Annotated in this window: 16 protein-coding genes and 1 pseudogene; 4 read left to right on the top strand and 13 right to left on the bottom strand. The window is 58.7% G+C overall.

The annotated features are described in order from the left end of the window. Positions 1–24: 24 nt before the first annotated feature. From GJR96_RS17520 to msrA, 6 genes are all read right to left on the bottom strand, one after another. On the bottom strand, positions 25–1,500 hold the full coding sequence (locus GJR96_RS17520) for an ATPase domain-containing protein (protein ID WP_151164808.1): 1,476 nt from the start codon (positions 1,498–1,500) through the stop codon (positions 25–27). Between the two features lie 436 nt (positions 1,501–1,936). Further along, positions 1,937–2,221, bottom strand: coding sequence for a translation initiation factor eIF-1A (gene eif1A / locus GJR96_RS17515; protein WP_013035036.1), 285 nt, complete (start codon positions 2,219–2,221; stop codon positions 1,937–1,939). 618 nt (positions 2,222–2,839) lie between these two features. Next, positions 2,840–4,090: an orc1/cdc6 family replication initiation protein gene (locus GJR96_RS17510; RefSeq protein ID WP_151164807.1), complete on the bottom strand. Its 1,251-nt coding sequence runs from the start codon at positions 4,088–4,090 to the stop codon at positions 2,840–2,842. A 906-nt stretch (positions 4,091–4,996) separates the two neighbouring features. Continuing rightward, positions 4,997–5,725: a hypothetical protein gene (locus GJR96_RS17505; protein ID WP_151164806.1), complete on the bottom strand. Its 729-nt coding sequence runs from the start codon at positions 5,723–5,725 to the stop codon at positions 4,997–4,999. After that, entirely contained in the window at positions 5,718–6,542 is an 825-nt protein-coding gene (locus GJR96_RS17500; protein WP_151164805.1) for a ParA family protein, read from the bottom strand. The genes GJR96_RS17505 and GJR96_RS17500 overlap by 8 nt, the downstream gene beginning before the upstream one ends. A 993-nt stretch (positions 6,543–7,535) precedes the next feature. Further along, the gene (gene msrA / locus GJR96_RS17495) at positions 7,536–8,069 is read right to left on the bottom strand and encodes a peptide-methionine (S)-S-oxide reductase MsrA (protein WP_151164804.1); all 534 of its coding nucleotides are present in this window, start codon (positions 8,067–8,069) and stop codon (positions 7,536–7,538) included. Positions 8,070–8,328: 259 nt separating this feature from the next. On the opposite strand from msrA, the gene GJR96_RS17490 reads away from it, so the two are divergent. Further along, positions 8,329–8,733 carry a CBS domain-containing protein gene (locus tag GJR96_RS17490; protein WP_151164803.1) on the top strand — a complete coding sequence of 135 codons (405 nt, stop codon included), beginning with the start codon at positions 8,329–8,331 and terminating at the stop codon, positions 8,731–8,733. Positions 8,734–8,786: 53 nt separating this feature from the next. On the opposite strand, the gene GJR96_RS17485 is transcribed toward GJR96_RS17490, so the two are convergent. From GJR96_RS17485 to GJR96_RS17470, 4 genes are all read right to left on the bottom strand, one after another. Continuing rightward, positions 8,787–9,965: an ABC transporter permease gene (locus tag GJR96_RS17485; RefSeq protein WP_151164802.1), complete on the bottom strand. Its 1,179-nt coding sequence runs from the start codon at positions 9,963–9,965 to the stop codon at positions 8,787–8,789. Continuing rightward, the gene (locus GJR96_RS17480; RefSeq protein WP_151164801.1) at positions 9,962–11,602 is read right to left on the bottom strand and encodes a hypothetical protein; all 1,641 of its coding nucleotides are present in this window, start codon (positions 11,600–11,602) and stop codon (positions 9,962–9,964) included. Before GJR96_RS17480 ends, GJR96_RS17485 begins: the two co-directional genes overlap by 4 nt. A 156-nt stretch (positions 11,603–11,758) precedes the next feature. Next, complete coding sequence (gene surE / locus GJR96_RS17475; RefSeq protein ID WP_151164800.1) at positions 11,759–12,634, bottom strand: 5'/3'-nucleotidase SurE; 876 nt, start codon at positions 12,632–12,634, stop codon at positions 11,759–11,761. 103 nt (positions 12,635–12,737) lie between these two features. After that, entirely contained in the window at positions 12,738–13,586 is an 849-nt protein-coding gene (locus GJR96_RS17470) for a DUF6544 family protein (RefSeq protein ID WP_151164799.1), read from the bottom strand. A 201-nt stretch (positions 13,587–13,787) separates the two neighbouring features. Here GJR96_RS17470 and GJR96_RS17465 point away from each other — a divergent pair, with 201 nt between their 5' ends. The 3 genes from GJR96_RS17465 (at position 13,788) to GJR96_RS17455 (ending at position 15,169) form a co-directional block, all read left to right on the top strand. Next, positions 13,788–14,018, top strand: coding sequence for an AbrB/MazE/SpoVT family DNA-binding domain-containing protein (locus tag GJR96_RS17465; RefSeq protein ID WP_151164798.1), 231 nt, complete (start codon positions 13,788–13,790; stop codon positions 14,016–14,018). Further along, positions 14,019–14,393 carry a type II toxin-antitoxin system VapC family toxin gene (locus tag GJR96_RS17460; RefSeq protein ID WP_151164797.1) on the top strand — a complete coding sequence of 125 codons (375 nt, stop codon included), beginning with the start codon at positions 14,019–14,021 and terminating at the stop codon, positions 14,391–14,393. It abuts the gene before it with no gap. Between the two features lie 476 nt (positions 14,394–14,869). Beyond that, complete coding sequence (locus tag GJR96_RS17455) at positions 14,870–15,169, top strand: winged helix-turn-helix domain-containing protein (protein ID WP_225317797.1); 300 nt, start codon at positions 14,870–14,872, stop codon at positions 15,167–15,169. Between the two features lie 26 nt (positions 15,170–15,195). Here the strand turns inward: GJR96_RS17455 and GJR96_RS17450 are convergent, their stop codons facing one another. From GJR96_RS17450 to GJR96_RS17440, 3 genes and pseudogenes are all read right to left on the bottom strand, one after another. After that, positions 15,196–16,233, bottom strand: coding sequence for a lipid II:glycine glycyltransferase FemX (locus tag GJR96_RS17450; RefSeq protein WP_151164796.1), 1,038 nt, complete (start codon positions 16,231–16,233; stop codon positions 15,196–15,198). 88 nt (positions 16,234–16,321) lie between these two features. Further along, positions 16,322–17,394 (bottom strand): annotated as a pseudogene (locus GJR96_RS18515) (lipid II:glycine glycyltransferase FemX); the annotation flags it as partial. 243 nt (positions 17,395–17,637) lie between these two features. Continuing rightward, positions 17,638–18,939 (bottom strand): antibiotic ABC transporter permease, encoded by a 1,302-nt coding sequence (locus GJR96_RS17440; protein ID WP_151164795.1) that lies wholly within the window; start codon positions 18,937–18,939, stop codon positions 17,638–17,640. Position 18,940: the final 1 nt, after the last annotated feature.

Below are 18,940 nucleotides of genomic sequence, written 5' to 3'. Positions count from 1 at the left end.
CTAATCCTTTTTCTACACGTTCGATTACTCATCGGTCGTCTGCTTGGTCGGCTCGCGCCATTCGGGCGAACCCGAAAGAATCCCTCGAAGGTCTGTCATCGGTTCTCCGACTGTCACCCCTTGTTCGGTGATTTCGAACTGCCGGAGCGTTCGTTCGAACTTCGTCGTCCGTTTTTTCAGCACACCGATGACCTTCTGCAGTTCGCCGTTGAGTTCGACGTGTTGGAGGAACACGATGTTGTCAGCGAGGTAACTGACTCCCGAGTTAGTCGCACTGAACTCGCCTGTCACGTGTTGGTGTTCGTCGACGAAGATGACCGTGACCCCCATGTTCTTGAGATACCGCCCGAGGGCATGCAGCTTTCTGATGAGCGTATCGTGACCGCCTTGGACGGAGAGTTGGTACCCGTTAATGCCGTCGATCATGACGATTTCTGCCCCGTGTTCTTCGACTTCGGTTCTGACTTGGTGTGCAAACTCCTGTGGGGAGAGGTTCAACGGTTCCATCTCCCGAATGTGAAGTGACCCTTGGTCTTCCATCTGTGAGATGGGAACGCCTATCGATTCGTTCCGTTCGCGGAACGTCGAATAACTCTCTTCGAAGAGGTAGAGAACCGACCGTTCTCCTCTTCCTGCCGCCTGCTTGATGAATTGTGTGCCGAGTGTCGTCTTTCCGACACCGGTTGGGCCACTAATGATACTAACAGTTCCCCGTTCGAGACCACCGTTGAGGAGTTCGTCGATTTCGGGGACACCGGAGGGGACCGACTCTTTTTTGAACTCACGAGAATGCTCCAGTGGTTTCATCTGGGGAAAGACGGTGATGCCGTCGCCAGTAATCGATACCGTGTGTGTTCCTCGGTCGGCGTCCGAACCACGGAACTTCGGAACGGTAATCGTCGGTCCCATCTCTTGTGACTCCATCTGTATCGTGCCGTCGCTCATGAACTGCAGGTCGTCGTCAGGCGTTTCAGACGTGTTCTGCGAGGTGAACATCACCGTCGCCCCCTGCCCAGTGAGATACTGCATGAATCCGATGGCCTGCTTTCGGAACTGGTGTTCGTCGGGCGTCAAGTAACGCAACTGGGTAATCGGATCGACGAACACGCGGTCCGGGTCGAGCGTGGAAACCGCCTCGGTGACAGCATCGATGAATGGTTCCTTCTCGACATCGCTGGCCGAGAGGATATCGTAGGATTGGTCTTCGACGAAGACGTTGGCGCTGGGACTCAGGTCCAAAAACTCCACGCCTGCTAAGTCGATGCCAAGCGACGCGGCATTCTGTCGAATGTCCGCTTCGGACTCTTCGAGATTGATGAACAGCGCAGTCTCACCGTTGTCGACGCCCGCCTTCAGAAACTGTGTGCCGAGAATCGTCTTCCCGGTGCCCGGCTCACCACGAATCAGGTAACTTCGACCGGCAATTAGTCCGCCGTGGAGAATCGAGTCGAGTCCGTCGACACCCGTCGAAAGTCTCTCTGGGTTCGACGTCCCACTCATCGGGAACACCTATGTTGCCCAAGCGACGCAGACGCGGGCCTGACCAACGCCGAGAAGTATTCGAAATGAGACAGAATTTTCGATGGCGCCGAGGAGACGAAAAAACCGATATAAAACTGGTAATTCATTAGTGTAGACTTGCCCTACAAGTTTGATAAACCTATTGCCGCCCCCAACATATTGAGGCTACATGATGGCAGCATCCAGTCAGGAACGGTAGTAGTATCAAAATCCAAGTATTTTTGAGGTCACTACCGGACCATCTTTCGGATAGTTCAGTCGATTCCGACGCGATTGTCGACACTCGAGTTGCACGTCGATGGTGGATTTGTTATGTACGGGAGAGAAGTCGTACCGGAGCCGTCCTACACAGAGTCGTGACTAAATCGGCGGCTTCCAGTTCACGTGTCCAATATCCCTTTCGGGAGAGTCCAGTCTACTGGATGTGGCCTTCGCGACGGAGTTGGTCCGCGTCTTCGCCAGTGTAGCGCCATTCGATGTTGGCTTTCTCGTCCTGCCAGTCCCACGGTTCGACGAGGACGACGTCGCCCTCGTTGATCCAGGTGCGGTACTTCATGCGGCCGGGGATGCGGCCCATTCGGTTCTTGCCGTCTTCGCAGCGGATTCGCACGTGGTTACCACCGTTGTGTTCGGTGACGACCGCGAACAGCTCGTTATCGTTGGGCATTCGGAGATTTCGACGCCCTTGATTTTCGCTCACGTGTTTACTCAGACGCCGAGACGGATAACTCATAGGATGTACAAGTTACCACACCTCACGTGGAGAGATAGCATCAGGAAAGTCACGTCTACACCGACGTGTCCGCTGTAATGGACGGGGAGGGATGGGAGTAGTAATAAATCTCATGTGGCGATATAATATCCAGTTGGCCGTTCCGTTTCGGGATGAGGAGAACACCACCATGTCCGCAGTTATCGACGCTTTTCTGCCCTCAAATCACTCAAATCGTGTCCTTACTCTCGAAGACTCACCACCTCGTCGAACCCTCTGGGGTACGACACCCGACTCACGGACTCTCCCGATTACTCCGGACATCGTGGTGTTGGTTTCGACGGAGAACCGACGGAGGGAGTTCTGGAACCAAGTGGAACGTGATGGTGTGAGCGTCTCGTCGGAATCGCTGAATCATATAGTTTAATTCGTCGCGTCGATTTGGGCCACAGTCTTCAGTACACGCAGATACGCCATCTGCCGCTCACCGTTTTCGCCGCTGTCCACTCACGTCAGAACTGAGTCGGGTCGCTTTCGACTCCTACACCATTGTGTCCGCAGTTATCGAACGATGTGAGCTCTCTCGGAGACACACTCGCGTGGGTGTTACTGTTCTACGAAGTCGTCGAGTGTGCTCTCTTTCTCGGGTTCGAGGTACGGTTCGACGCTCTCGTGGACACCGACGAGGTCGATCGTGTCACGCATCGCCGAGACGATGAGTCCGACGTCCATGTCGAGGGCGTACTCGCGGTAGGTCCCACCCCGACGGCCCTCGTTTCGTTCGGTGACAGAGACGATACCGAGCATCGCGAGTTCGCTCAGATGGTCTCGCATCCGACGCGGGACGAGTGGGTCGCGGTTCGCGAGTTCGGCAAAGCGGGTGTATCGCGGTCGAACGTCGCGAGAGCGAATCGGTGTCTCCCCCTCGAGTTCGAGTGTCAAAAGCGAGTAGAGGACGAGGTGACCGTGTTCGGTGAGGCCGTTGATACCTTCCTTGATTCGGCCACGCTCGAGGGCTCGGCGCCCGCGTTTGACGTGCTCTTCCGTGATACAGTCGGTATCGTCGTCGCGAGCCAAGTCACCGGCCTTCATCAAGAGGTCGATAGATTGCCGGGCGTCACCGGCGTCCTTCGCCCCGTAGGCCGCACAGAGTGGAATCACCTCGTCGGAGAGGACACCCTCACGAAACGCGACTTCGGCGCGTTGTTCGAGAATCGCCTGAAGGTTCTTCGCGTTGTAGGCCGGGAAGTGAATCTCCTGTTCACACAGCGAACTCTTCACCTTCGGCGAGAGGTCGTCTCGGAACGAGAAGTCGTTCGAGATGCCGATGAGGCCGACCTTCGCCTCGGAGAGGTTTCCATTCGCGCGTGCGCGAGGAAGTTGATAGAGAATACTGTCGTCGTTGACGTGGTCAATCTCGTCGAGGACGACGATAATCGACCCGCCGCACTTGTCGAGTTCCTGCCAGAGCATCTCGTAGACAGACCCGAGTGGGTATCCAGTCGTACTGATCTGGTTCGACTCGGTCCTGAACTCGTTGACGAGACGGGTCGCAATCTGGTACGAACTCGTCAGCCCATCACAGTTCAAGAAAATAACGGTCAGATGGATGTCGTCGTACCGACTCGCGTCTTCACGGAGGTGACTGAGTAAGTATCGAGACGCTGCCGTCTTTCCGACACCCGTCTTTCCGTAGAGAAAGATGTTGTTCGGCTGTTCACCATTGATTACCGGTTGAAGCGCCGCCTGGAACGTCCGGAGTTCCTCGTCACGCCCCACGAGTTCCTCGGGTTGGTAATCCTCCCGAAGGGCATCCCGGTCCCGATAAATCTCGGTGTCTCGCTCGAAGAGGGGCATACTCACACAATTCGACCACTTCGTTGATAAAACCACCGCGTCCGGAGTGTCCGCTGTTCCCGTTGTTTATATACTCAGGGTGCAACACACCCCCTCCACTGTGTCCGCTGTTCTAGCACTCGAAGGTGGAAGGGCCAGAGTTTGAGAGTAGTTAATTTAAGAAAGATTTATATTAGTACATGTTAAACCAAATCCGTAGTGGAGAAGGACTAAAACTGAGAATAGCCAATTGTAATTAATTTATTACCTGCCGACTCGTGCAACTAACATAACACCTCTCACCGTTTCACTCCCCCTACCGTTTTCACCCGAGAACAGCGGACAAAGTGGTGTGAGTGTTCGTCTCCTTCGACCCGTTAGTGAGGCGGTCAGTCACCGTGTTCGGAACTCTCTCACGTTTCTCTACTCTGTGGCTTCGCCTCTCCCGTGAACTGCGGACATCGTGGTGTCTCTGTTACCGCGTCTCGTGGGGGTTAGCCCCCGTGTCTCCTCGTTAACTTCGCTGTCTGAACTCCGCTGGAGTCTCGAGTTCCCGTCTCGGAAGCAACCTGCACTTTCGCGACTCTTATCCATGGGTCCGTACACAATCGAGGCTTCCATCCACGGTACTCCTCGATTACTCCGGACATGATGGGGTCCGAAACCTCCGCCTTCGGTGGGAAGTCCACCGTTTCGAGTCTCACACGTCGACGGTCCGTCTCCGAGCAATTCAGAAACCGACGTGTTCTGGACGACACCGAGGGGGCAACTGTGGAACACAGAAGAGACCCGAACACCTTCATGTCCGCTGTTTTGACGACACGTTGGTGCCATCGGTCACCGGAACGCCGTCGACTACCGAAGCCCCGTCAGTTACTCATCGTCTCTCGACGACGGGAATCACGTGAGTAAAACGACGGTGTGTGTCTACTCGTCCCGCGTTCGAACGATTGCGTCGGCAATCTCGTCGGGATACGTCGCTGCGATTCGCACGAGGGCATCGTGGAACTCGCGTCCGGTCAAGTCGCGGATGTCGTGTTCGCGGCGAAGTAGTGACTCGACTTCGAACTCGGCGTCGTCCATCCGGTCGAGTGTCTCGGTCCGGACGTAGATGCTCTTTGCGGTCGTCGCTTCGAACTCGAACGCGGGCCCACCATCTCCGTCTACCGATGCGACTTGCTGCTCTTCGGCCTGACTCCCCTCGCTCGCTGAGCTATCTTCGTCGTGGCCCTCGTTGTCGCCGTCGGCACTGCTCTCGTCGCCGGTGTTTCTGCCGTCGGTCGTCGGTGTCGATTCCGCGACGACATCTGCTGGTGGTATTGGGTCGGTGTCTCCTGCATTCGACTCTGAAGGCGTCGCCGCTTCCGACGGTCTGTGGTTCGTCTCGATTTCACTTCCATCGCTATCTTCCGAGGCTGTGTCTGAAGTCGACGCAGTACCCGAATTTGACGTAGTATCCGAAGTCGACGCCGTCTCCGTTGCCGACACTGCTTCGGCCGTGGACGTCCCTTCGGCACCGTGCTCAGTTTCGGCTTCTTCAGTACGCTCGCTTTCGGTTTCTTCCGTGTCCTCGGCCTCCACGGACTCGTCTTCGTCGTCGTCCGCGGTAGACTCCATCGCTTCTCCGAGACCGGCGAACCGGTTTTCTTTAGGCATCTTCCGGTCCTCCTCGCTCGACGATTGCGGCGAGTTCGTCGAGTCTGTCGAGCATGTCGTTCGACGGGTCGTACTCCCGGAGCGTCTTTCCGTCACGCCACGCCCGACTGAACGCGATTCGGTGACGGATTCCGGGACCTTTGGACTCGGGGTCGTCGAAGAGGTCCGAACGAGCGAACTCGGGAATGAACTTCTCGAAGGGCGACTCTTCGAGGTCACGAATGATTCGCCGCTCTTCGTTGTTCCCTGTGAGGTCGTTCGGGACGATTGCCAAAATTTCGAGTTCGACTTCGCGACGAATCGGCCCGATTTGCTGTTCGAACATCCGTTCGAACCCGCTCACACTGGGTTCGCTCATGAGGAGGGGAACGACGACGTGTCCCGTTCCAATGAGCGCTGCATCCGAGAGTGGTCCGAGACTCGGTGGTGAGTCGATGACGATGTAGTCGTAGTCGTCGTCGAGTAGTGGGTCGACGATGCGACGGCGCACCCAGAGGACGCCGAACGTGGAGTTTCGAACTCGGTCTTCGATGTCGTCGAGGTCGACGTGCGCGGGTATCACGTCGAAACTCTCGCGTGTGTGAATCGTCTCTCGAACGTCGATTGGGTCGTCGTCTGTGAGGACGTCGCCGATGTTCGGGTCTGCCGACTCGTAGGCGTCTTTCATTCCGACCCCTTCGGTTGCGTTCCCTTGCTGGTCCAGGTCGATGAGGAGGACGTCGTTGTCTCGTGCGGCTAACGCGTCTGCGAGGTTGATGGCAATCGTCGTCTTCCCGACGCCACCTTTCTGAAGTGAAACGCTCACTGCTCTCGACATCTACCGGCCCTCTCTAACCGCAGACATTCCACAAATTGTACAATTTGTGAGCTGTGTTGGCTGTGCGGACACTCCAAACTTCGTTTGAATTGTGGACTGTGTGGGCATTTCGGCGCTCGAAATCACGTTCTTCCTACTCGTACATAATCCTATTCACGACTTTTAGACTGTCAAGACAGTTGGAAATGTATGCACTTTCCAGAATGTCCAAAATTTTTAAAATTTGTGTACTGTTTGCGGATTTTGAGCTGTGCTCAATTGGCACACGGTGGGCACTCTGTGGACGGTGTGCCACTTCTGCCCAGTGGACGCTGTCCGAACCGCGAGAACCGTCTCGGAAGTGTCCCCATACTCCACGTTGCTCACTGTGAGGAAATTGGAGACTGTGGGTCGTGTTCGTGGATGTATCCGTGACGTTGGTCGAACTCGCTACGTCGACCCACTGCTCAGTCCTACCACCTTTCGACCCACACTTCTTCGCGTACGATTCGGCACACTGTTCGATGTCTTCGTCAAAGGTCCTCGTCCCTGACCGGGGTTCGACTGCCCGTCCAGACCACACCACACATTCTCCAACGTGTATAACTCGTCGACAATCTCCACCTCGCGAGCATTCTACAACTTTCACAAATTTTGAACATTCTACAAACTTTTCACTGTTCTCTCACTCTCTGGTGTGTCCACTTTGGTCGTCGCGATATTCTTGAATTCGTGACTCTCACGGAGTCTAGTGTGACGATACTGCGGACACAGTGGTGTTCGAACGCGGACTCGACAGCGAAACAGATGAACCTGAGTCCGAGGCTCGTATCGAGCACGAATCCGGGGATGTGAACCCGCTTTTGAACCACTCCAATTCTTACAAATTCTAAAATTTGTACAATGCTTGGCTGTCGTGAACTGTTCACCAAGTATCGAAATCGCGGTTGAGGTGAGACGGAAGACGCAGCAGAATTCGCGGAACAGGCACCTCGTAGTGGTGCGTGGTGATACTCAGTTTGCGAGTTTGTCGGCGAACTTCTCGCGCACCTTCTCTATCTTGGGACTCGCGTGGAACTGGCAGTACGCGTCGTTCGGGTTCTTCTCGAAGTAGTCTTGGTGGTACGGTTCGGCCTCGTAGAACGTCTCGATGGGTTCTACCTCCGTCACGACGTTGTCGTCGTAGGAGTCGTCGAGGGCCTCGACGTATGCGTCCGCGAGGCGGCGTTGGTCGTCGTCGTGATAGAGGACGATAGATCGATACTGGGTTCCGACGTCGGGTCCCTGTCTGTTGAGTTGCGTCGGGTCGTGGACGGCGAAGAAGACGTCGAGTAACTCGTCGTAGTCGACGACGTTCTGGTCGTACTCGACTTGGATGACTTCCGCGTGACCAGTCGTACCGGAACAGACCTGCTCGTAGGTCGGATTTTCGACGGTCCCACCGGCGTACCCCGAGGTAACGTCGCTAATCCCATCGAGTTCTTTGAACGCTGCTTCGATACACCAGAAACATCCACCACCGAACGTGGCCGTCTGCGCAGGTTCCATAGGTACGGTTACGTCGGGAAGAAATTAAGCCCCGCGACGTGAGCAGTCTGGTCGGCATCGAAGACACGCCATGTCGCGGGCGGCGAGGTTACTCAGGTCGCACCACGTCGGGTTCGGTCGGGTCGCATCTACGCGCTCTCGACGCGTACTACCACCGTACCTGCCCACCTCACGTCACCGAATTCGCCGCTCTGCAGAAGTACCCACCAAATACGTGATGGAAGCTAACATTTATACATTGACTCTGTCTGGAATTATTATGGAAGATATCTTTGTTGCGAGACTCATGTCCACGAATCTCCACACGGTCACGGCCGACACGCTCGTGGAGGACGCGGCCCAGTTGATGCTCGACAACAACATCAGTTCGGTCGTCGTCGTGGACGAATCGAACCACCTCGACGGTATCCTGACGACGACCGATTTCGTCAGAATCGTCGCCAAGAGTCAACCGAAGGCGCAGACGACGGTCGAACGCTACATGACCACCGACGTCATCACTGCGGACGCGCAAGACCCAATCACCGACGTCGCCGAGTCGATGACCGAACACGGGTTCCACCACATGCCAGTCGTCGACGACGACGAGGGCGTCATCGGCATCATCACGACGTCAGACCTCGCTGCGTACCTCTCGCAAGCAGGCACCTTGACCACGACGTAGCGTCGACGTTCTCGACCTCCAGCACAGTCTCCAAAGCGCGCCGCCTCTCGGCGTCACTTGACGCGAAGTGCTTCTACCGGACGTTCGTTCGCCGCACGCCACGCGGGATAGAGGCCACTCGCCAAACTGATGACGATGCCGAACAGGACGGCGAACACGAGGTACCCGGCGGTTCTGGGGTTGACGACGACCGGAAGCGTCACCTCAGGGACGGCGAGATACAACCCCAGCGCCACGAGGCCGCTGATGACCGCACCGACGACGCCGCCGACGAACCCGAGTAACCCGGCTTCGACGAGAACGGTCCGAAGAACGTCTCTCCGTTGAACTCCGACGGCTCTGAGGACACCAATCTCGCCGCGTCGTTCGGAGACACTCATCAACATCACGTTCAGGATGCTCACGCCGGCGACGACGAGTGAGACGGCACCGATGGCGATGAGAAAGGCGTTCAACAAGCCAAAGAACTGGTCGATACGGTCGACGATGCGCGAGAGTTCGAGGATGCTGACACGCTCTTCGCGGGCGTTCACCGACGCTCGAATCGCGTCCGCTGCCGTCGCTGCTTGACTCCCCGACTCGGCGCGGACGATGACCTGTGTGTACGATTCGTCTGCGAACGCCGTTCGTGGAATCAAGACAGCACCGTCTGGTTGGAGGAGGTTGAACCCATCTGACTCGCCGAGGACGGCGACGACACGGTACTCGCGGCCCTCGATGGTAATCGTCCGCCCGACTTCGACGTCGAGTTCGTCGGCGACGCCGCTCCCGACGATAGCACCGCGGCGGTGTCGTTCTGGAAGTTCTCCCGATTCCGCGGCGAAGAGGTCTCCCGGCCGTTCGACGGCGTAGAGTGCGGCGAAGGTTCTGGCTTCTCCGCGCTCGACGAGGGCGCCTCCAGTGACGACGGGGATGACCGTCGCATCCTCGCCGACGGCCCGTGTTATCGTCGTCACGTCACGGTCGGTCAGCCGTTCGATTCCGGCGTCGGCATTGGGTGAGACAATAACCTGGTCGCCGAGTCCACCGAGTGCGTCTGCGGCGGTGAGTTGGATGACGCTCCCGAGGATACCGAGCGTGGCGATTGCGAACACCCCGATGATGATTCCGAGGATGGCGAGTGTCGACCGAAGACTGTTCCGTGCGAGGTTTCTGCGGGCGAGGTACACCGACGCTAAGACTCCCTCGGGGTTCGACCCAACCCCCACGAGTGTGTCAGTGAGGCGACTCATCTCGCGTCACGCCGAATACGTATCACTGCTGCAACCGGGAGGACGAGAAGCACCACGAGTGCGACGACGACGATACTTCTCGCCGTCGGATCGAGTCCCGAGAACAACCCAGTCGGGTCGACACCACTTGATACGGCACCGGCTTCCCCGCCTCCCAGTCCACTCACGGAGAACCCACCGGACTGGTCCTCATTCGGTACGTCGACCACCGTCTCGCGGACGACTTCCGCGCCGTCGACGGTGTACCGAACAGTGACCGTCACGTCTGTCGTGTCGTCGGCGACGCTGCCGGTGAGTTCGAAGGGAGCGAAGTCACTCGGGGTGATGCGCCCGACGAAGTAATCTCGCTGTGGGTAACGCGGTGTGACGGTGTCTGATTCGGCGAGTTCGACGACCACGCCTTCGGCGTCTCCACGACCCTGATTGGCGACGTTCCCGAGGATTCGGAGGTCACCGTCTTCGACGGATACGTCGAGGTCCGTAAACACGAGGTCAGCGACAGCGGGTCGATACTCGATTGTGCGAGTGGTCTCTCCGGGTTGGACGCCGACACGATACGTGGCCCGGAGTGTGAGGGGGCCAGTCTCACGCACTTCCGAGAGGTCCAGCGTCGCAGTTCCCGATTCACCCGGGGGAATTGGCCCCGGAATCGACAGTCTCGGGAGCACTGCACCCTGTGTCGTGGGTTCGACGACCACGTCTGAAATCGGTGCCGACCCGAAGTTCGTGACGACGACGTCGAAACGGGCGGTCGACTCCGTGGATTCGTCGTCCGCACCGTCCGTCACGCCGCCACCAAGGGCGGCACCTGCGCCACCACCTCCAGCGAGGAGTGACACGATATCGGGTGCGGCGGCACCGTCGTCGCCCTCGCGGACGGGGCTAAGTGTGAGTTGTACGTCGTCGGCGAACGCGGCCGTCAGAACGGGAGTGTCGACACTCAGTGTCCGTTCGGTCCCGGACGCAGTGGTGTAGTTGACGCCGAGTTCGAGCGTCGATTCACCGACTTCGGCGGGGACGACGGTGAGATTTCGGACCTCCGTCGCACCCGCTGGAAGGGTCGCGACCGAGGCCGTTCTGACCGGTGTCGTGCCGCCGAACTCGGCGACAGAGACGACGATGTTCCGCATGTCTGCTGTCGTTGGATTCGAGAGTGACACCGCGACACGCGTTTCGGCGTCGACGACGGCGTCTTCGATTTCGACGTCTACCAGCGGCGGTGCATCTTCGACGGCTATCGGGACCGGTCGTTCGATTCGCACGTCGTCTCCGTCTTCGTCTGTTCCAGTGACGGTGAGCGAGAGTTTGCGTGGTCCTGCCGTCTCGAACGTCAGCGCGAGCGGAACGGTCACCGAATCTCCGGGAGAGAGCGTGCCGAGTCGCTGAGCACGGGCGGTTTTATCGTCCGCACCGTCGGTGAGTCTGACCTCCTCGATTTCGGCGGCAGAGGGACTGCCGACCGAGTTCGAGATAGTGACTGAGACGACGACCTGTTCGCCGACGACGGGTGTGGTCGGTGTGACCGTCGCGTCACTCACGGTAATTCGGGCGTTAGGAACCGCCGTAACCGGGCCGACGCTCGTGAGGAGTAGCATCGTGACGACGGCGAGGGTGAGGGTGGACCCGCGGAGACTCATCGGAAGATGTTAGCGGTCCTAGCGGTTAGCGATACCGACGCGAGCGTTGCTAACACAGTCGAAATCAGGAGAAATTCGGAACTGTCGTCACGTGCGGTCTGTTCCCGGGCGAGGTCCAGCCCTCGAATCAGGTGACCGAACGCACTCGTCGCTACTTCACTCGACGTGCTCGGAGAGACTCTCGACGACACTCGCGAGTTTCGGGTCTTCCGTGTGCCCGTGGTGAACCGCGAGGGGTGAGACACTCACCTCGCCGTCGACCATCGCGCGGCGGTCACTTCCGACGGGGTAGCGTGCTCGATACTCGTCGTTCGGTGGGAACGGGTTTTGGTATCCGACGGTATCGGGCCACGACACGTCGCGCAGACGGACGAGAACCTCGTCGTCGCCGAGTCCGTCTTCGCGGTCACCGTCGGGGAGCAAGGTGGTATCGTCGTGGTGGTCGACCTGTTGGTCGTAGTCTGCGAGTGGGCGGGTCACGCGCATGCGAGGGTTCGGAACGTCGATTGGGGCGTTCACGTTGAGGAGGTCCACGTCGTCGAAGATTCCGGCCCCGCAGACGCGTTCGGTGAGGGCGCGAGCGACGCGGGCCGGTCGAGAGAAGTCGTACTCTTCTGGCGGGTGGCAGAAGAAGTCCCGTGCGTGGTAACTGGAGATTGCGAGTGCCGGCGTGCCGAGGAATGCCGATTCGATTCCTGCGCCGACCGTCCCCGACCGGCCGACGACGTAGTTACCGGCGTTCGGGCCGTCGTTGATACCAGAGACGACGATATCGAAGTCCGCGTCGAGGCCACGGAGACCGTACGCGACACAGTCTGCGGGCGTTCCTTCGAGGGCGTACCCCCACGGGTGGTCTCGGCGGATGGCGTGTTCGTTGCGGGCGCGCCCGACGCCGCTTTGGTTCTCCGCGGGTGCGACGACGGTCACCTCTCCGATGGCGGTGAGTTCTTCGCGCATCGCGGCGAGGCCGGGGGCGTCGATACCGTCGTCGTTGGTGAGCAGAATTCGAAGCGGGGAGGCGGAGTCGCTCATCTATCTCGCTGGTTACTGTGACGAGTGGTAGAGTTTCCGGATTTCCTTCTCGGCGCCGAACGAAGGGGCCACAACCCGCCGGCAGATGACAATTTCGACGTACTCACGGTTCGTACTCGACGCCGTCGATGTCCGCCCGCCAGTAGGACAGGTCGCCGTCCGGGAGGTTCCACTCGACTTCCCCCGAACTGGGGACGCGCAGTCCATCGACTTCGTGATAGTCGTGGAAGTATCCGGTCCACGGTTGCAACTCGTAGGACCCGTCGTCCATCTCGTACCAGCGGTCCGCGGTGACGTGCGTGATTTCGTCGTCGTCGACGTGGAACACGACTGACGCACTCGTCCCGTCGTACTCGATAGTCGCCCGGGCCGAGTGGGCGTCAACCGCGTCCCACTCGACGCCTTGCCCGGGAAGGAATGCCGTCGGGAACCAGACCATCTCGGCGAGGTGCCGCGCGAGTTCGCCCTCGTCGAGTTCCTGCGATGGGTCGGCTTCCGCCACCGGAACGAGCGAGAACAGTTTCGCGACGAGCAATCCTTCCCCGCCGACGAAGGCATCGACGACGCGAATGGGAACGGACGGTACGATATCGATGCGGGCGTCCCAGACGAAACCCGGCGGTTCGACGGTGTAGTGTTGCGTCGCTTCGAGTGGTTTCCACGGGGCGGACGCGTCGCCGAGGCGGAACTCACCGTCTTGGTGCAGTCGTGCGGTGTGGACGTACGGCCGACCTTCTGTCAGAACGTGTTCGAGATACCGCCGAATCGGCTTGGGGAGGCCCTCGATATCTTCGAACCGAACGGTTCGAGTTGGCGTCGAGGCCCTGTCTGCGAGGAGTTCACCGACGAGACGGGCACTCGATGCGACACGCTGAGCGCGACTTGCGAGGGCCAACGCGACACCGCCGAGGAGGACTATCCCACCGACGCCGAGCAGACGCTTGGGTGACATATGTGTGAGTACCACCACCGCCGTTATGAGTCTCGCCTCTAGTCTCAGGGCGTGGTAGTGGGTGGCCGCCCCGTCGACTGAGTGAGTACACGCGTGTGCTGTATGCCGATGGAACGGCCTGTGGGAGCGAACGCAGTGACTGAATGGGTGAGAACGCCAGCTCGGGGAAAATTATTGTATTTGCCCACCGTAGACGAGCACATGTCCGAGGCAACGCTGGACAGTCGTGGCCGACTCACGCTCCCGAAAGAGATTCGAGAGCGGTACGGTGAACACTATCACATCGTCCAACTTCACGACGGTATCAAGTTGATTCCAATCGAGGACGACCCACTCGATGCCCTGCGCTCGGAGTTCACAGACGTCGAGAAGACGGCCGAAGAACTCCGCCGAGACGCACGCGAGGCAGCGCTCGACGAGGCTGGACGCTGAATGTACGTGGAAACGGACTTCATTCTCGCCCTCATCAAGGACGAAGATTGGCTGGGTGACGCTGCAGAAGCAGTGTACCGTGAGCACCGCGACGACCTGTGGACCTCTCAGTTCACGCTCATCGAACTCCTCATGGTCGCGTATCGTGAAGGGCGAGACACCGAACGCGTCATCTCGAACACGACTGCATTGCTGGACGTCCGCGGTGACGTGGACACCGTCGTCGCCGCCGCAACCTACGTCGAAGACCACGGGTTCACGCCTTTCGACGCGCTTCACCTCGTCGAGTCCGACGGCGACACCATCGTCTCGAGCGACGAGACGTACGAATCGTTTGCCCCACGACTCGACTTGAAGGAAACACAGGACGAGTGACAGTGCACCGGGACAGCGACTGATACGCGCCCTGTATCTGGCACGCCCCAGACGACCATCGGCCGCCGAAACGTTCGACACATCAGGGTCGCCCAGTCGTCGGGACTGTCTCTCACCCCGTGTTGTACGAAAAAAGACACGTAAACACGGACACTCGTGGGTCTGCAAACGTTCTGTTCGCACTGTTATTCGTTTCTTCTTGACGTTCACGAACTCATGATAATTATTACAACGGTGACTTTATGTAATTAAGTTCTTAGTAACGAACGAATGAGCTCCAAACGAGTGCGACCGGCAATTCAGGTACCCGGTACTGTAGTCGTTAATATGACGTTAATCGGTCGAATATGGGTGTCCAAACCGGCCTCGCACTGTTCGGGGTCTGTCTCGGAATCTTCTCCTGTTCGTCCGCCCCCGTCTCACCCGGCCGCAGGCCGTCTGGGTATGTACCACGACTTGACGGAGGTGTGTGTAGCATGAGTTCTGCCAGTGCGATGGCCGAGGACGTTGTGTGGGACGACGTCGGGTTCGTCATCAGTTCGCGGTATCGGGTCGACGTTCTCGAACGCCTCGACGAGAGTCCCGCGACACCGACGCAGATTGCAGCAGACTCTGGTCGTCCCGTTGCGCACGTCTCCCGGGCACTCCAAGAACTTAGAGAACGCTCGCTGGTCGAACTCCTCGTCCCCGAAGACCGGAAAAAAGGACGCGTCTACGGAATCACCAACGAGGCAACTGGTATCTGGCAGGTCATCGAGAGCAAACAGATGGCGTAGGAGGTGCCGAGAGCGTGCAGGGTCCGTTACTTCGTGGGAATCCGCTCGCCACTCTTGTTCAGGAGTTGGTACGTTCGTTTTGCAAGGTTCATTCCGACACCCGTCGACTCGACGGTGTAGTACGGGACCAACTCGCCGCCGAACTTCGATTTGTAGTTGCAGAGTCGTTCGGTGTTCGCGCCGACGAGGTCGTATTTCGTGACCGAATCGAGGGCCTCGTCGGTGGCGATGTCTTCGAGAATCGTCCAGTGGAGGAGGTTGTTGACACTCAGCCCCTCGTACACACCGCGTGCCCCACCAAGCCAGAAGTAGCCAGTCTCCTCGGAGTACGGGACGATGATTCCGCTGAGGTACTCCCCGTCTGGGTCACGTGCAACGTAGACCCGGCATCGGTCGTCGAGGTTTCGAACGAGTGTCTCGACGAACTCCCACGGCATCCCGAACGGCTCGTCCTGTTCGTCGTATCGGGAGACCACGTCTTCGTACACGAGTTTTGCACCGTCGATTCCTTCCCTGCTGACGGTGACGTCGAGGTCTTGCGTCTGTCGGATTTCGCGCCTGAGGCTCCGGCTAAGTTGACTCTGAACGTCGTCGAGCGACTGCGTGGACTGGTCGATGCGGTAGGTGAACGCAGGTTTGATTGCGAACCCAGACCATTCGAAGGGCCGCGGGTCGAGATACGAGGGTGAACAGAGGATACGGACGAACGCCCGATTCGACCTGACACCGAGTTCGTCCATCACCAGTTCGGCGAACTCCTTGTTCACCGACTCGTAGGCGCTCTGTTTCGGACTGTTCGGCATCAGTATCGGGCCGATGTAGGGTATCGCCATCGACGGTGGAGGTGAGACGACGACGCGCCCGAGTGGGTTCTTGCGCTCGAACACTGGGAGGAGCGCGACAGGTTCCTGTCCTTTGAACGCGCCGAGGAGGCGCATCTCTCCGTCGAAGTGCTGGTCGATTGCGTCGAGGACCGCGGATGTTTGGAATACTTCGACCCCGGACGATGGGAGTGCGTCGTCCCATTCGTCGAGGTTCATCTGTTCGAGTCGTAGTTGTGACATCTGTGTGTTGAGAGGGTTACTTTTCGCCGGAGACGGTGTCTCCGGGGACTGATTCGCGCTGTTGGGCCGTCATCATCGACGGGGCGATTCCTGAGACCAACCGTGCCGGACTAATCGGGCGCTTCGACTGTGTGAGTGCAGCGATTCCAGACCCGACACCGTTCTTGTAGAGGTGTGCGGCAGCACGGATGGGGAGTGACCCGTGTTCTATCTGGTAGAACGTGACCAGTTCGGGGTTGTACTTCCCCTTGTACCGATTGAGTCTGCGGTTGTTCGCGCCGACGAGGTCGTATCGAACTCGCCCGTCGCGCTTCGCATCGCGCATAATCTGCCAGTCGAGGAGGTCGTTGACGTCGACTCGGTAGTCCTCTTTGGGACGGACACCACCGAGCCATCGGTAAGTCGTCTGTCCGTAGTTCAAGACGATGATGCCACTGACGAACTCACCGTCGTTTTTGAACACGTACGGCTGGACCTGTCCGTCCGGCAGGTCGTCGTACAGGTCGCGGACGAACGCTGGAGGCACGTCGAACGCTAAATCCTGCTCGTCGTATCGGTCTTCGACGAGTTGGAGAATCGCGTCCACGTCTGCCCTCCCCCGACAGAGATGTTCGACGAGATGTCTTCCGCGTCGCGGATGTTCCGGCGGGCACTCCGACTGAACGACAGCAGTAAGTCGTCTTCACTGCGGTCCACGTCGACGTTGTAGGTGTACTTCGGCGTCACCGTAGACCCGCCCCACTGGAAGATTCGCATGTCGGTGTAGTAATTCCCGACCCGAAGGTGGGTGTATATCGGCGTAATCTCACGCGAAACCCAGCCGGTACACCCCTCGATGAACTGATTTCGACGGCGTTCGAGCTTTCGCTGTTTGATGTTGTCCGCACCCAGCATGACGGGTCCGAGGTACGGGACACCGAGGTCTGGTGGTGGTGAAAACGCGGTCTTCACGGGTCCTTTCCGCAACTCGAACACCGGATACAGTCCGATTGCCTGCTCGTTTTTGAACCCGACCAGCGGATGGAGTGTCGAGTTCGAGTGCTTCGCCTGCAGTTCGAGGGCACGATACTGGTGGAAGATGCTCGCGTCGCCCGACCGCGTGACGTATCGGTCCCACTCGTCACGTCGACTCTCGTCGAACTCTACGATTTGGATTGTCATGGTTGTGAACAGGTATGGATGTCTTCGACGCGTGGGGTCGCTCGATACGTCCGGTGGCCGTTGCCATCGTGGGTCCGAGACGCCGCCCTTCCGACGACTGCGGTCACCCCGGCGGTGACACGGTGCCCAGAGTGGGGCGTCCCCGCGCATATCATCTCAGAAGACATTCTCGATTCGTGTTGACGTGAGGGTGGAGATTTGTTATGAAGCGACTATACAGAAAACAGGAACGTCGAGGGACGTTCAGGCAGTCTCTGTCGCTGCACGAAGGGTGTCGATACCGTACCCGTGGGAGGGTTCGCCGGCAATCGTCGACGCGACGAACTCGGAGAGTGCGTAGGCCATCCACGCTTGACACCAGCGCATCAGGGTCGTGCGCTTCGTGTAGAACCGATGTTTTCGGAAGTAGAAGCGACCTTCTTCGGGTACGTACATATTTTCGAGTGCCCAGTCGATGGCGCGCGCAGCGAGTTCGTGCTGGCCTGCGTAGGTAAACACGAGAATCCCCTGTGCTGTCGCGTGGATGTCTCTCGGATACGCGTTCTCTTCGTCGAAGTTCGGAGCGCCGTCCTCGTCGAACAACTCGCGGGCGTAAAAGTCCAATCCGCGTGCAATCTCGTCGTCGTACCGGCCGCTTCCGACGATGTGCTCGTAGCGGAGGAGACTCTCGATGATGAACCCGTTGTGGTGGTTGTCCATCGAGAGGTGCGACGAGGTCGGCGGTTCGCGGTAGTACCATCCGCCGCGTTCGGTCTGTTTCGACGCGACGAAATCGAACACGCTCTCGGCGCGTTCGCGTACCTCCTCGTCGCCGAAGTGGTCGTAGAGTTCGATGAAGTACCGGGCACCGATAGCCAGTGCGTTGAGCGTGTAACTGTCCTTCGGGTGGGTCAGGTAGTAGTCCATCACTGCGCCGTCGTCTGTCGGACGGTAGTCGAGGTCCTCGACGGCGAGGTCGACCGCTGACTTCGCAATACCCGGGTAGCGCGAGTCGAACTCAGCACCCGCGAGGAGGGCTTTGACTCCGTAGGAGGTCGAGACGAGGTTCGGTTGATTCGGGACCGTCTCTCGGGGACCACTCCGGCCGGACGGGTGCTGGATTCTGTGTCGGTGACTGCCGCCGAACCCGCTGTACCCCGTAACCTGGTGGTCGACTAGCCATTCCGTCAGTGACGCGGCATCGCTTCGGTAGCGTTCGGGGTCGCCAGCACCATCGAACCAGGGTGCTATCTGTGCACGCGTTCGGTTCGCCATCGCAAACAGTGCGATGCCCTTGAAGTTTCGCCGCTGTTCGACGCGAAACAGCGGTCGAACGTTGACCGGGGACCGCTTGATGAACTCCTGGACGGCGAGGTTGAACCACTTGTTGTCGAAGGGAATCGTGTGGAGCACGCGACTGCTCATCCCGTCTCCGTAGTCCCATCCCGAGTAGTCGCGGTCCCGTGCGTATTCGAGAACGTCGTCGAGAACGTCGACGTACTGCTGTAATCGGTCGATATCGACGGCAGTCTCGTGGTGATACTGTATCGGTGAGTGCTGGTTCATG

This window comes from Haloferax litoreum, from assembly GCF_009674605.1.
GTDB classification, from domain to species: Archaea; Halobacteriota; Halobacteria; order Halobacteriales; family Haloferacaceae; genus Haloferax; species Haloferax litoreum.
Note: the sequence above shows the minus strand (reverse complement) of the source record. Positions and strands in the feature narration are given on the sequence as shown.